At 35.7% G+C, this 14,639-nt stretch carries 13 protein-coding genes; 4 read left to right on the forward strand and 9 right to left on the reverse strand.

Features of this window, described 5'->3' with window-relative positions:
• Positions 1 to 4 precede the first annotated feature (4 nt).
• The 3 genes from meaB to BLT57_RS13655 are packed head-to-tail and all read left to right on the forward strand — an operon-like array spanning position 5 to position 2,459.
• On the forward strand, positions 5 to 1,090 hold the full coding sequence (gene meaB, locus BLT57_RS13645; protein WP_091426476.1) for a methylmalonyl Co-A mutase-associated GTPase MeaB: 1,086 nt from the start codon (positions 5 to 7) through the stop codon (positions 1,088 to 1,090).
• A gap of 17 nt (positions 1,091 to 1,107) precedes the next feature.
• Entirely contained in the window at positions 1,108 to 1,824 is a 717-nt protein-coding gene (locus tag BLT57_RS13650) for a glycosyltransferase (protein ID WP_091426478.1), read from the forward strand.
• Positions 1,821 to 2,459 carry a lipid-A-disaccharide synthase N-terminal domain-containing protein gene (locus tag BLT57_RS13655; RefSeq protein WP_091426480.1) on the forward strand — a complete coding sequence of 213 codons (639 nt, stop codon included), beginning with the start codon at positions 1,821 to 1,823 and terminating at the stop codon, positions 2,457 to 2,459. The genes BLT57_RS13650 and BLT57_RS13655 overlap by 4 nt, the downstream gene beginning before the upstream one ends.
• Here the strand turns inward: BLT57_RS13655 and BLT57_RS13660 are convergent.
• The 8 genes from BLT57_RS13660 to BLT57_RS13695 all read right to left on the reverse strand — a co-directional run bounded on the left by BLT57_RS13660 (position 2,456) and on the right by BLT57_RS13695 (position 10,720).
• Complete coding sequence (locus BLT57_RS13660) at positions 2,456 to 3,031, reverse strand: phosphatase PAP2 family protein (RefSeq protein WP_091426482.1); 576 nt, start codon at positions 3,029 to 3,031, stop codon at positions 2,456 to 2,458. The two genes, BLT57_RS13655 and BLT57_RS13660, sit on opposite strands and share 4 nt — an antisense overlap.
• The gene (locus tag BLT57_RS13665; protein ID WP_091426484.1) at positions 3,031 to 3,258 is read right to left on the reverse strand and encodes a hypothetical protein; all 228 of its coding nucleotides are present in this window, start codon (positions 3,256 to 3,258) and stop codon (positions 3,031 to 3,033) included. Before BLT57_RS13665 ends, BLT57_RS13660 begins: the two co-directional genes overlap by 1 nt.
• Before the next feature lie 8 nt (positions 3,259 to 3,266).
• Positions 3,267 to 4,649: an MATE family efflux transporter gene (locus BLT57_RS13670; protein WP_091426485.1), complete on the reverse strand. Its 1,383-nt coding sequence runs from the start codon at positions 4,647 to 4,649 to the stop codon at positions 3,267 to 3,269.
• A 326-nt stretch (positions 4,650 to 4,975) separates the two neighbouring features.
• On the reverse strand, positions 4,976 to 6,076 hold the full coding sequence (locus BLT57_RS13675; RefSeq protein WP_091426487.1) for an ATP-grasp domain-containing protein: 1,101 nt from the start codon (positions 6,074 to 6,076) through the stop codon (positions 4,976 to 4,978).
• Positions 6,077 to 6,123: 47 nt separating this feature from the next.
• Positions 6,124 to 7,071, reverse strand: a complete 948-nt coding sequence (locus BLT57_RS13680; RefSeq protein WP_091426489.1) for a nitronate monooxygenase family protein — start codon at positions 7,069 to 7,071, stop codon at positions 6,124 to 6,126.
• Positions 7,072 to 8,679 carry a S8 family serine peptidase gene (locus BLT57_RS13685; RefSeq protein ID WP_091426491.1) on the reverse strand — a complete coding sequence of 536 codons (1,608 nt, stop codon included), beginning with the start codon at positions 8,677 to 8,679 and terminating at the stop codon, positions 7,072 to 7,074.
• A gap of 70 nt (positions 8,680 to 8,749) precedes the next feature.
• On the reverse strand, positions 8,750 to 9,937 hold the full coding sequence (gene mnmA / locus BLT57_RS13690) for a tRNA 2-thiouridine(34) synthase MnmA (RefSeq protein ID WP_091426492.1): 1,188 nt from the start codon (positions 9,935 to 9,937) through the stop codon (positions 8,750 to 8,752).
• 78 nt (positions 9,938 to 10,015) lie between these two features.
• Positions 10,016 to 10,720, reverse strand: a complete 705-nt coding sequence (locus BLT57_RS13695) for a preprotein translocase YidC (RefSeq protein WP_091426853.1) — start codon at positions 10,718 to 10,720, stop codon at positions 10,016 to 10,018.
• 82 nt (positions 10,721 to 10,802) lie between these two features.
• Here BLT57_RS13695 and BLT57_RS13700 point away from each other — a divergent pair, with 82 nt between their 5' ends.
• Positions 10,803 to 12,212: a fasciclin domain-containing protein gene (locus BLT57_RS13700; protein ID WP_091426494.1), complete on the forward strand. Its 1,410-nt coding sequence runs from the start codon at positions 10,803 to 10,805 to the stop codon at positions 12,210 to 12,212.
• A gap of 471 nt (positions 12,213 to 12,683) precedes the next feature.
• Here the strand turns inward: BLT57_RS13700 and yidC are convergent, their stop codons facing one another.
• Positions 12,684 to 14,597: a membrane protein insertase YidC gene (yidC, locus tag BLT57_RS13705; RefSeq protein WP_091426496.1), complete on the reverse strand. Its 1,914-nt coding sequence runs from the start codon at positions 14,595 to 14,597 to the stop codon at positions 12,684 to 12,686.
• Between the last annotated feature and the right edge of the window lie 42 nt (positions 14,598 to 14,639).

Consider the following 14,639-nt stretch of genomic DNA (forward strand, 5'->3'; position numbering starts at 1 on the left):
AACAATAAGGGGTTTGTCAAAGCAATCTAAATCTTCTGCACTACACGAAAAAGATGGTGTTTCGCAATCGGATATCACCAACAAAGATTCTATAAGTTCTATTCAGAAAAAACGCCGTCAGCAGCCCACAACGGAAGCCTTAGTTTCTGAAATTTTAAACGGCAATATTACCGCATTAAGTCGCGCCATTACATTAGTTGAAAGTGCGAATCCAAAACATCTTGAAAAGGCTAACGGTATTATCAAATTATGCTTACCGCATGCTAATCAATCTATTCGGATTGGAATTACAGGCGTTCCTGGTGTTGGAAAAAGCACCTTTATTGAAGCCTTCGGATTACATCTTACCAACGCTGGCAAAAAAGTGGCAGTACTTGCTATAGACCCGAGCAGCAGTCTTAGTAAAGGCAGTATATTAGGAGACAAAACCCGAATGGAAGATTTGGTAAAAAACGACAATGCGTTTATTAGACCCTCTGCTTCTGGCACCTCTTTAGGTGGTGTTGCCCGTAAAACTCGTGAAACTATTATTTTATGCGAAGCTGCTGGATATGACACTATTATTATTGAAACCGTTGGTGTTGGCCAAAGTGAAACCGCCGTACACAGTATGGTAGATTTCTTTTTACTACTAAAAATTGCTGGTGCTGGAGATGAATTACAAGGTATTAAACGCGGTATCATTGAAATGGCCGATGCAATAGCCATTAATAAAGCGGATGGCGAGAATCTCAAAGCCGCTAAACTAGCTAAAGTGGAATTTAATAGGGCCTTGCATTTATATCCACAAAAAGATTCAGAATGGCAACCCAAAGTTACGCTTTGCAGCGCTTTAAAACGTGAAGGTATTTCAGATCTGTGGGCTTTAATTTCAGACTATATCGAACATACTAAAGCAAATAACTACTTTGAAAACAATAGGACCAATCAAAATAAATTCTGGCTACTTCAAACCATTGAAGAAAGACTGAAATCTGATTTTTTTAATCAACCTAACATTAAGCAAGCCTTAAAATCTCAATTACAACTCATTGAAGACGGAAAAACGACTCCTTTTGTTGCTGCGGAATATTTATTGAATCTTAAATAGTGTTACATTATTGATCAATGGCTCACATACTCTCCATCATTATTCCTATTTACAATGAAGAAGATAATATTATGCGCTTGGAAGATGCGTTATTGAAATATATCGACATTGCATTAATACCAATAAAAGTCCTTTTCGTAAATGATGGATCCACGGACAGCAGTCAGAAACTTATTGACACTATTTGCAAACGCCATTCAAGTTTTAATTATCTCCTGTTCACTGAAAACTTCGGATTGAGTGCAGCAATTAAAGCTGGATTTGATTATGTTGATACTGATTTAGTGGGTTATATGGACGCTGATTTACAAACGAGCCCTAACGATTTTAACCTACTCATAGAACATATAGACAACTACGATTTAGTGACAGGCGTACGTATCAATAGAAAAGATGGATTAAGCAAACTCATCTCCTCGAAAATAGCAAATAGTTTCAGGCGTTTATTTACGCGTGATGGGATGGATGATACTGGTTGTCCGTTAAAACTTTTAAAAACAACTTACGCCAAACGCATTCCGATGTTTAAAGGCTTACACCGGTTTTTGCCTGCAATGATTCTTTTACAGGAAGGCACCATAAAACAAGTACCTGTTCAACATTTTCCAAGAGTGGCTGGTAAAAGTAAATTTGGGTTTTGGAATCGTTCTATTGGACCTTTTCTAGATTGTTTTGTTTACGCTTGGATGAAGAAGAAGTATATTAATTATATCGTTTCTAAGACCGATATATGAATTGCTGGATCATTTATAGTATTGGATTTTTGGCACAGCTCTTATTCTCTTCAAGGCTGATAATTCAGTGGATCATCTCCGAAAAACAGCGACGTGTTATTACTCCAACTTTGTTTTGGTCCCTGAGTCTTATTGCTTCAATTTTATTATTTATATATGGCTACTTACGCAATGACTTTGCCATCATGTTCGGACAATTTTTAACCTATTATATTTACATCAGAAACTTGCAATTACAAAGAAAATGGCAACAACTTTCAAAACCCATTCGCTGGTTTATAATAGTTTTTCCGTTGGTATTGAGTTGTTATTACAGCATCACCTATAACATTGATTTCGATCAATTTTTTAATACTCATGATATTCCATTTTGGCTGTTAACTTTAGGAATTATATCACAACTCATCTTTACATTTCGGTTTGTGTATCAATGGCTGTATTCAGAACGGCAAAAAATATCCGTATTGCCTTATGGATTTTGGTTCATAAGTCTCATTGGCGCTTTACTAATTCTCATTTATGCCTTATTTAGATTAGACTGGGTACTTCTTATCGGACATACTTTTGGAACACTAATCTATTTGAGAAACATTTACCTTTTAAAACAACAGGATTTAAAAAATAAGACGGACTAACTAACTCTAAAACGATTTTGCAGGTAGCTATTTAATTTATAAAAAAGCAAACCAGATAGCGCTCCAAAGACCATTCCGCTTAAGACATCCAAAGGATAATGAACGCCAATATAAATTCTACTATAACCCATTGCCATTGCCCAAATGATCATAACAAACGGCAAGAATTTATATTTAGATCTGAGCATCAAACTTGTAAACACTGCAACCGACATAGAATTTGAAGCGTGTCCAGAAAAATAACCATATCTGCCACCACAGTACTCTTTAACTAGTCTAAACATCCCATCTATATCTTCATTGTGACACGGACGTAAACGCATCACTAATACTTTTTTAAAAACGTTGGTTATTTGATCTGTGAATGTAATCATCAAGGCAACCACCAAAAGGGTAAAAATGAAAGTTTTAGTATTTAAGCGCTTATACATGAGATAAGCCAACACCGCATAAAATGGGATCCAATTAAATTTGGTTGTATAGAACATCCAAAAGCCATCCCACGTCTCTGAACCCAGATTGTTTAGGTATAAAAAAAGATCGGTATCGATTTGTATGAGTTGGTCTAACATTAATCGTCGTATCTGGAAACTTCTCTATCGTAAAAATTGGTTGCATCCTGAATCAAATTTTCAGTTTCAGTTTCCAATTCTTTTTGATCGTGTTCATCAAACTCCTCAAGCCATTCTACATCATCATCTTCAAGATTAATAATAAATCTAGGGAATTCTGTATGAATCACATAAATAGCATTTGGATAATCTGTATTGTCGCCGAGTATAAATTTTGGTAGTTCCATATTAGTCTTTACGCATTAGTATTTGACAAAATTAACTTTTTCGTGAGATAATTAAATCTAATGAACAATAATATTGCTGCTGTCGTTAATCCGGCCAGTAATCCTAGCCATATTCCGAAACTTCCATAGGCTTCCTCTTTTCCGAGGAAAAAGCATATCGGAAATCCTACTACCCAATAAGAAATAAAAGTAATAATTGTAGGGATTTTAACATCTTGTAACCCTCTAAGCGCGCCCAGCACTACAACTTGTATGCTATCACTTATTTGAAAGATAGCTGCCGCGAGCATTAATTGAGCGGCAATTGCTACCACTTCCATATTATCACTTAGATTAGTGCTATCGTCAAAATCGACATATATTTTTGGTAAATCATCATGAAAGAAAAAGAAAATGGCTCCGAAGCATATGCCCAATAAAGTCGCTAACAGAAATATAGAAAACGCAATGCGTCGCAATTCGAAATATTGATGCAAGCCTTTTTGATTTCCAACGCGAATCATAGACGCCACACTCAGTCCCATGGCAACCATGAAGGTCATGGAGGATAAATTAAGTGCTATTTGATTCGCAGCTTGTGGATTTTTTCCTAATAATCCGCTTAACCATATGGCAGCAGTAAAAATCGCTACCTCAAAAAACATTTGCATGGCGCTTGGTGCCCCTAGATTAATAAGCTTTCTTATCATCAATTTATCCAAAACAAAAATCTTAATATGCGTGACGTAGTTTTTAGACTTTTCTTTTTTGGTGAGTAGCCACCATAAATGAGCAACCATAATCAATCTTGCTATGACGGTACCATAAGCAGCACCCACAATACCTAACTGAGGGCATCCAAATTTTCCAAAAATAAGTGCATAATTTAATATCACATTGACAACATTTGCAAGAATCGTAGCATACATTGGATATCTGGTCATTGATAAGCCGTCACTAAACTGTTTGAACGCCTGAAAAACGATTAAAGGAATTAGTGAAAACGCTACAAGATTTAAGTAAGGTAAAGCCAGTTCAACAACTTCTACTGGTTGCTTCATAAAATACAACAAAGGTTTCGCTACAAAAACCGACAAGAATAACATCACCCCCAACACCGTACACAAGAATAAACCATGCTTAAAAGATGATTTACCCTCATTGAAATTATTTGCCGCATCGGCTTCGGCTACTAATGGTGTTATTGCTGTAGAGAATCCAATACCAATAGACATCGCAATAAACATGAAGCTATTACCTAAAGATACTGCTGCCAGTTCTGCCGTACCCAACTGCCCCACCATTATATTATCAACAAAGCTCACAAAAGTATGACCTAACATTCCTAAAATTACAGGAGCTGCAAGCCGAAGGTTATAGTTAAATTCTTTAGTGTATTGAGATAAAATCAACTGGTTTCTTTTAAAGTTGGCAAAGTTAAGCCATTTGAATTAGCTAGCATTATAGGGCTTGACAATTCCTGCTAACATAAGAATCAAATCATTGATTATGATAAAGATATAAACTAAAATTGTTAATAAATTGAACTAAAAAGGTATGAGAGAGAGCGACTAAACGCTTATTTTTGATTCAGATTAGATACCTTATTTTAGTAGGTTAGGTATTTGGAAAAGAAACTTTTTTAGCTATTATTTTAGAGGGATTTAAAAATTTTGGTGTTAAAAAACGTTTCAAGCAAAAAGAGGCTTTGGTCTCTTTTTGTTATTTATTGACATGACTAAAATTTCCGTCCGAGCCATTCTCTAAATTTATAAAATGTTGGTAATGGGTCTTTTAAGAATGATTTCAATTCTGTATGGTTCATTAGAAATTTGTATTTAAACAAAAAGTGGGGACGTCGCAGAATAGTTTTGATGACACCTTTTAATCGCATGTATTGAACGTGGTCAAATGCCTTACAGCCTATAGTTTGCTGCAGTGCTAATTGAATGGCTAAATCAGGAAAATTCACACCTGCATTTAATGAACCTTCTATACTACCCCAAAACCGTGGATTTATTTCAATCAATTTATAGCTTGACGCCTGTTCATCATATCTTAAATCCAAATGCGCAACACCCGACCAATTGAGTTTAGCCATTACATCTCGTGCAATCTCTAACACCTCATCATTGTTTAGAAATTCAAAGCTTAGTTGCGGTGCATAAGCATTGTTACCCTTTAAATTTCCTTTTTGTATGGTATGAGTTACGATGTCACCATTTAGGCAAATTACGCTACAATCTATATCATAACCTTTAATATATTCTTGAATGAAATACGAATCCTTATGTCCTCGCAATTTTTTGCGTAACTGAGGTGCAGAATCTACCCTCTCTATGCCATCACCACCTTTTAAATCTAGCGGCTTTATTAGAATTGGAAAATTCATCTCGTTTAAATTGACCTTCGTACCATCAGGAGTTAAATAATAGCTCTTTGGATGCGGAATTTGGTTAAGTTCGCAAAACTCATGGAGACTTTTCTTATTGACACTAATGTCAAATTGGGTTAATCCTGGTAGAGGAATTACTTTTGCTTGCTGTGAAATATCATTTTGATGCTTGATGAAAAACGAAATTTCAGCTTCAGCAATAGGAAGGACTATTGAAATTGAATTCAATTCTATTTCCTTATTAATAATGTCCACCCAAGGTTCAGTTATTTGCCGAGGATAGTATTTATAATATGTAGTAAATTTAGAGTATTTAGTTGCCGTCCGTTTCTTGCGTGACAATACAAATATCTTATAGGTCTCAATCTGAGACAAACAGTGAATTACAGATAGAGCCCAAGTACTGTTCCCATCTGGCACTAAAACATTGAGTTTTTCGCTCATGTGTTTATGAAGCGTGTATGATTAATAGCAGTTCAAATATAATATTTTTAAAATGTAATATTTTGAACGTACAATTTAGCATGATTAAACTCTGAAATCATATCATCAATGATTTGGGCAGCTGGTTTAATATCATGAATCAATCCAGCGATTTGACCAATTTCTAGTTCTCCATCGTCCAAGTCTCCTTCAAACATACCTCGTTTTGCTCGAGCGCGACCTAAAAGTATTTTTAAATCTTCTACTGATGGTCCTGTTTTATACAGTTCTTGGAGCTCATTAAAAAACTTGTTTTTAATCAATCGCACAGGTGCTAATTCCTTTAATGTAAGCTGGGTATCTCCTTCCTTGGCATCCACTACGACTTGTTTAAAATCGATATGAGCCGAAGATTCTTCACTGGCAACAAAGCGACTTCCGACTTGCACAGCATCTGCTCCTAAAATCATAACAGCTAACATGATTTGACCAGTGGCTATACCTCCAGCCGCAATTAATGGCACGTTTAGCTGTTCTCTCACCATAGGAATTAAGGTGAGCGTTGTTGTTTCTTCTCTTCCATTATGACCTCCAGCTTCAAAACCTTCTGCTACAACGGCATCAACACCTGCATCTTGTGCTTTTAAGGCAAACTTTACACTGCTCACTACATGCACTACTGTAATATCTCGTTCTTTGAGCCAGGCGGTCCAAGTTTTAGGATTACCAGCAGACGTGAATACAATTTTGACACCTTCGTCAACGATGATATTCATAATCTCTTCAATGTTGGGATATAACATTGGGACATTCACGCCAAAAGGCTTATCGGTTGCCTTTTTACATTTTTGAATGTGTTCACGTAACACCTCTGGATACATAGATCCAGCGCCAATTAAACCAAGAGCACCTGCATTACTGGCAGCAGAAGCTAATCTCCAACCACTATTCCAAATCATTCCTGCTTGTATGATTGGATATTTTATATTGAAGAGTTCGGTAATTCTATTTGCCATTTAAGATTTTATAAGTTTAAATGTTTTTGAAGCAGTTCCAGATTCAAAAGACATTACATAAAGTCCTGGAGCCACAAATGAGATATCTAATTGTTGAGAGGATTCTATTATTGTTTGTTCCAGAACAGTTTTTCCAAGAATATCATATATTTTCAATGTTGTCTGCTGGTTTGCAGACGGGACTTGAATATTTAGAATGTCATTTGCTGGGTTTGGAAACACCTTGAATTCAAAAAACTCTTCTTCTTGAAGTGACAGCGCAATATCTAAAGCCACTTGAAGATCTGGTATTCCATATCCTAAAAAGAAGTCTGGTGCAGTAAATTGCGATGCAGACATTCTAACGAATTGTTTTATTTCTTCATGATTTGAATTAGGCAGAGCTTGCCATAGTGATGCAATACCACCAGCCATAATTGGAGAACTAAATGAGGTTCCATTATTATTCACAATATCATTGGAGCTGTTTATTACAAATGTTGCGCCACCTCTAGCCACTACATCAGGCTTTTGAGTTGGTTGAATCGCACTTCCTTGTGAACTAAAACTCACATAAATTCCATCAGCATCTACGGCACCAATACTCATAGCGCCAGGTGCATCAGCAGGTGCGCCTACACCATTAACTCCTGAATTACCAGCAGAGGTAACTACAATAATTCCTTTTTCATTTGCAATATTTGCTCCGCGCGTAATAAAGGCTGTCTGCCCATCTAGGTCAGTATCCATGTAGCTATAATTAGGGTTCTGATAAGTTTTATAACCCAAGGAACTATTAATAATGTGGACCCCTAAACTATCTGAACGCTCAGCAGCTTCTACCCAGTAGGCTTCTTCAACCGGTGTTTCTGTAGCTACATCTTCAGTTCTAAATAAATAATAAGAAGCATCTGGAGCTGTTCCAACAAACTGGTCTGGTACAAACCCTGCCATATTACTCAAAACTCTAGTACCATGGTCATTTCCTTCAAATGCATAGACGTCTTCAACTCTATCTACAAAATCATAGCCTCCCAATAAATCACCGTTATCTCTTAAACGTTGAAAAGCTCCCATATCGTCTACATTAGTAAATCCAGAATCTAAAACAGCGATAATAATACCTTCTCCTGTATAGTCTTGCAGATGTAAGGCATCTGCATTTATCATTTCTATCTGGTTAAGCGTATTTCCGTAGTTAAAAACCACAGTTGTATTTTCAACAGCAAATTTGTCTTCTATGGCTTCCAATCGAGTTGGTGGATTTAAGTTGTCATCAGCAAAAACAACAGTCTCAACAAAATCAAAATCATTGACTAAGGCATTAATATCATCAGTACTCCCTTGCACATAAACAGCGTTAAACCATTTTGACTTTGCTAATACTGTGATACCAGTGGCAGGTGCCTTTAAGAGTGTAATGTATGCTTCATTTACTGGAACATCACGTGCATCAATGACAATACCATAGGCATTTTTTCTATCTATGGCCTGCTGAGTCAAGATTAAACTAGGGTTATCTATGGAAGCTTGAACATTTTCTTTTGCGTTGAAATACACCCAAGCATCTTGCTGAGCCAGTGCACCAAATGGAAGAAGTCCTATACAAAGTAGAAGGATTTTTTTCATAGCTATATGTTTTACAATCTAAAAACTAACATGATTTTAGACGTTATTCTTAAGATTTCTTTTTTGCAATTTAAGAAATTACACCCGAACCTACTAATTCGTCATCTAAATACCAAGCTACAAACTGACCTTCAGTAATGGCCGATTGCAACTTATCGAATTCTACATATAGACCGTGTTCCACCTTGTACAATGTTGCTGATTCAAGTACTTGACGATATCTAATTCGGGCTTTTACTTTCATGTTTTGATGAGACTGTAACTTTAAATCTTCCCGTATCCAATGCACTTCATTATCCGACACGAAGAGGGCTTTTTTTAATAATCCCGGATGATGTTTTCCTTGACCCGTATAAATCACATTCTCATCAACATCGGTATCAATAACAAATAAAGGCTCTATTGTTCCTCCTACTGCCAATCCTTTACGCTGCCCTTTGGTAAAATAATGAGCCCCTTGATGTGTTCCAACTACAATACCTTCGTCAACCTTATAATCACTCTTATGTGTTAAATATTGAAGTTCCTCTTCTTTAGAATCGAAAGACGGTATTACACGATTATACAGTGCACTATCCTTAGGAATCTCAACAATAACACCTTGTTTAGGTTTCAACTTTTGCTGTAAGAACTCCGGCAATCTGACTTTACCAATAAAACACAGACCTTGTGAATCCTTTTTATCAGCCGTTATTAAGCCTTGTTCTTTTGCAATCGCTCTTACTTCAGGTTTAGTTAATTCTCCAATAGGAAATAAAGCTTTCGACAATTGCTGCTGAGATAACTGACATAAAAAATAAGATTGATCTTTATTTGTATCAACACCTGAGACTAATTGGTAAATGGTTTGACCCTCTTTTTCAATGGTTCCTTTTCTACAGTAATGTCCGGTAGCAACATAATCGGCTCCAAGATCTAAGGCTATTTTCATAAAGACATCAAACTTGATTTCTCTATTGCAAAGCACATCAGGATTAGGCGTCCTACCTTTCTGATACTCATCAAACATATAATCTACAATACGTTCTTTATATTGTTCACTTAGATCAACGGTTTGAAAAGGTATTCCTAATTTGTCGGCCACAAGCATGGCGTCATTGCTATCATCTAACCACGGACATTCATCAGAAATAGTCACGGAATCGTCATGCCAGTTTTTCATAAACAAGCCAATGACCTCATAACCTTGCTGTTTTAAAAGATAAGCTGCAACGCTTGAATCCACACCTCCCGAAAGTCCGACAATTACTCTTTTCATGTTGCAAAATTAAGAAATAAAAATAGCAACAGAAGTGCTGTTGCTATTATAATTACTAATGCATTCCATAAGAGAAATCTATTGCTTTTTGGGATTTTTACTTCGTTTGGTGTGATCTTTCGATTTCACCAGCTTACCATTTTCGTAATAATTCCAAATGCCATGTTTTAAATCCTGTCGATATGTCCCTTGTGCTTCAATGTTTCCGTCGGTATCATAGTAGGTAGAAACCCCATGAAGCTCGTCATTTTTATATTGAAACTCTTTAAGCACTTTTCCGTTTGCTGCATACCATATCGATCTTCCGTCCAGTTTGCCGTTAATATAATTGGAGCGTTCAGCAACAGTTCCGTCGGGATAAAATACTAATTTTTCTCCATCTAGGTTTCCCTGATCATTATAAAATTCGGTTGACAGTACAGCATCAAACTTATTATGATAGAATATCCATTTTCCCACATGGAGCTTTCCATCCATTTGCCCTTCACTAATTAGTTTTCCCGTTGAGGATAAGAACTTAACAAGAGCTATATTATTATTCGCATTAAAGCGCTTAGTAGCACTTAAAACACTCTTTCCTTGGTTTAAGGTATAAAACTTAAATATGCCTATTTCTTTTCCATGATCAAATTGACCTTCATATCGTAACTGTTTGGTTTTATCAAAATACTTCCGCCATGTACCATCACGTTTACCGCCACTATCAAACTGATTTACAACTTCTTGAGCGTTTAAACTTAAAGATAGAACTGTTAAAATATATATAAAAAAATGAGGCTTCATGTTATTTTGTTTAATCATTTTATAAATTTGTTTAACAGACTGATTTTTTATTAATAATGTTGAACAACAAAAACTCAAAAAAATGAAAATTATTTCAAAAACATTAAAATTATTACCGTTATTTTTAGTCGTCTTCGCTTTTCAAGCGTGTAGCGATGATGACGACAACAACGTTGTAGTGCCACAGCAATTAAACATAGTTGAAACTGCTCAAGCTACAGACGCTTTATCTTCTTTAGTAGCTGCAATTGGAGCAGCAGATGGTGATTTAGGCACTTTACTTAGCGGGAATGGTCCGTTTACAGTATTAGCTCCGACGAATGATGCATTTCAAGCGCTTTTAGACAGTAACCCAGCTTGGGATACGCTTGCTGATATTGATACAGCTGTTTTAGAGCAAGTATTAAGAAATCATGTAATTTCCGCAGATGTAAGTGCTGCTGATTTAGTAGCTCTGTCAGGTGCTGATGGAAGAGGTTATACAAGAACGAATGCTGCAGGTGCAGGTGGAGAAAATGTAAGTCTTCTTTTTGATACTAATGGCGCTTTACCAAGATTTAACAATGTCGCAAATGTAGCTTCTGCTGCGTTAGCAGATATTTCTGCATCAAATGGAACAGTTCATGTTATCGATGCTGTTATCTTAGTTCCTACTATAGTTGACCATGTTGTAAACAATGATAGCTTTTCAACTCTGGAAACCCTTTTGATTGGTGAAAACTTAGTTCCATTACCAGGAACAGCACCACATACAGTATTTGCTCCAACGAATGCTGCTTTTGATGCATTTACAAATCCGAGCAATAATGCATTACCAAACATTTTAGCTAATCATGTTATTGAAGGAGCTGCAGCATTTTCAGAAGGATTAACTACTAGTTATCAAACGACATTAGCAGCTAATGCTGATGGTGATAACTTAAGCTTATATATAGATACGGCTGAAGGTGTTCGTTTAAATGGCGTAAGTTCAGTTACTACAGCAGATATCGTAGGAACTGACGGCGTAATTCATGCTATAGATGCTGTAATTGATTTACCAACTATTGTGACGCACGCTACTGCTAATACAAATTTCTCAACCTTAGTTGCCGCATTAACAGATTTAACTCCTACAGATTACGTAAGTGTATTAAGTAGTAATGATGCAGATAATGATGCTTCACCATTCACGGTTTTCGCACCAATTGATTCGGCATTCGGAGATTTACTTGTAGATTTAGGTTTAGAAAATGCTACTGAAATTCCTACTGCCACTTTAGAGGCAACTTTAAATCTTCACGTATTGACTGATTTAAATGTAAGAGCCGAAGATTTAGATGCTTTAGATGGTGCTTCAGTTCCAACATTTGGTGGACCAAGTATTACTATTGATGCTGGAACTCCAGCAATAATTGATCCTGATGGAGGTTCAAATACTATTATTATTACAAATGTACAAGCTATCAATGGTGTAGTACACGCTATAAATAGAGTAATAAGAGACCTATAATTAAAGCTTAATGTGACGTATTTGTTAATACGGAACTTATGATACCATAAAATATTCATTTGAATTGATTAATAGCAGAATTAAACAAAATGGATGTTTATTTGAAGAGCCCTTAGAAATTCTAAGGGCTCTTCTTATTTTTTGCATGAGTACTAGACCGTAAATTAATGCTAACATCTAAGTCGATGTAAATACATCATCTTGTAGGACATTATTTAATAAGATATGACCAAAATTGTGAACTCATATAAACGCTTACCTTTTACTCTTGTGGTCACATGATCCCTCATTATTCATCGTAGTTTAAAATGGTATTACTATCCTGATTGATAACGAGCCATATGGAAAGACATTTAGGATATAAATAACTGATACTGAATTGTAAATTAGTTTATACCTAGGTATAGAAAAAGCCTTTAACGTGATGTTAAAGGCTTTTTATATGTAAAATCAATAATTAAATTACTATGTCTATTTCTTACGCTTTTGTTGTGCTTGTTTTTGCTGTTCCGCTTGCTCCATCATACTGGCCATTTTCTTCTGAAACTTATTCTGTTTCTTAGGCTTAGCTTTATTTACTTGCATCTGCGCATGAATCTTATCTTCATCTAAAATGTAATTCTTTATGACTAACATGATACCGATACTAATCAAGTTTGAGATAAAGTAATATAAACTCAATCCAGAAGCATATTGATTAAAGAACACCAACATTAATAATGGAGAAAAATAGATCATATATTTCATCATTTTACCCATATCTGGCATACCCTCTTGCGTAGGTTGTGATGCCATTTGTTGACCTGTTGTCATTTTCATATAGAAGAAAATCGCAATAGCCGCCAAAATCGGGAATAAACTGACATGATCTCCATAAAATGGAATATTATATGGCAATTCAGCAATAACATCATAAGATGATAAATCATCAGCCCAAAGGAAGCTCTTTTGACGTAAATCAAATGCTGTTGGAAAAAACATGAATAAGGCATAGAATACTGGTAATTGAATCAAACCAGGCAAACATCCAGCTAACGGACTTGCACCGGCTTTATTTTGCAAGGCCATTGTCTCTTGCTGAGCTTTCATCTTATTGTCTTTGTGCTTCTCTCTGATTGCATCCAATTCTGGTTTCAAAACTCTCATCTTCGCTTGAGACAAAAACTGCTTGTATTGTACAAATGACATCAGTAATTTAATTAACACAGTCATTACAATAATAGCGATACCATATGGTAAGAATCCACTCAAGAAACTAAACAATGGTATAAATAAATGTTTATTAATCCATCCAAAAATCCCCCAACCAAATGGTATACTTTCTTCTAAGTCGTAATCATATTGTTTTAAAATCTTACTATCGGTTGGTCCAAAATAAAATTTAAAATTATTATCTGCTTCTCCATTGGTAAAAATCAAGGGTAATTTTGACGCAAATTCTTTTGTGAATACGGTATCAACTTCCTCATCTTTTACTAAATCGGTAGACGTAATTGCAGCTGTCTTAAACGGTTTATCTGCAACGAGAATAGAACTAAAAAAATGCTGTCTATAAGATAACCAGCGTGCATCATTAATAAGTTCTTCATCATCACTCGCCTGAGCCAATTTATCTATTTTATCGCCATCATGCATGTAAGTTAGTCGCGTATAGCGATTCTCATAAGTAACACTTTGATCATGACGAAAAGTTTTTAGTCGCCAGTCTAAGTTAATCTCTTGAGAACTATTGATGACGCTATTCAATCCTTGAGAGCGAATAGAAAAATCAACCATATATTCCTCAGGTTTTAATTCATACCGGTACTCTAGAAATTGAGATTCTGAGACTTTCAGTTTCATTGAAACTATCGTATTCTCACCATTTTGAGTTACTGAAGGCTGGAAATAAAGATCCTTGGTATTTAATATTCTATTATCTGCTGTTGGAAATGTGATATTGAATTGCTCATTTCCGTCTTGAATTAATGCAATAGGTATGGAGTCATAATCTACAAACGATTTTAAAATCACTTCAGAAAGAAACCCTCCTTTATTACTGAATTTCAAATCCAAAACATCAGTCTGAACAGATGTTTGCGCATCCGTGGCTGAAGGTAAAGCAGATGCATAAGCAAATGCCCCTAATTTATTCTTTAAAGCTTCAACTTTTAAGGAATCATTAGAGTTTCCAAGCGAATAATCTTCAACTATTGCCTCTTTTGTAACTATATCTGCTGAAACCTCTTGTGGTTTAACGCTCTTCTCGGCTTCAATTTGTTCCTGCTTTTCTTTTTCAGCTATTTCTTCTGGTGTCGGTTGATTTTGCCACATCATAAATAGCAAAATTCCGAAGATCAAAATGAATCCAATAATCGAATTAATATCTAATTTCTTTTCTTCCATGTGTCCTATTTAGTTGCTCCGTTAGATTAAGGAGTGCATAGC

The organism is Formosa sp. Hel1_31_208 (assembly GCF_900104785.1).
GTDB lineage: Bacteria > Bacteroidota > Bacteroidia > Flavobacteriales > Flavobacteriaceae > Psychroserpens.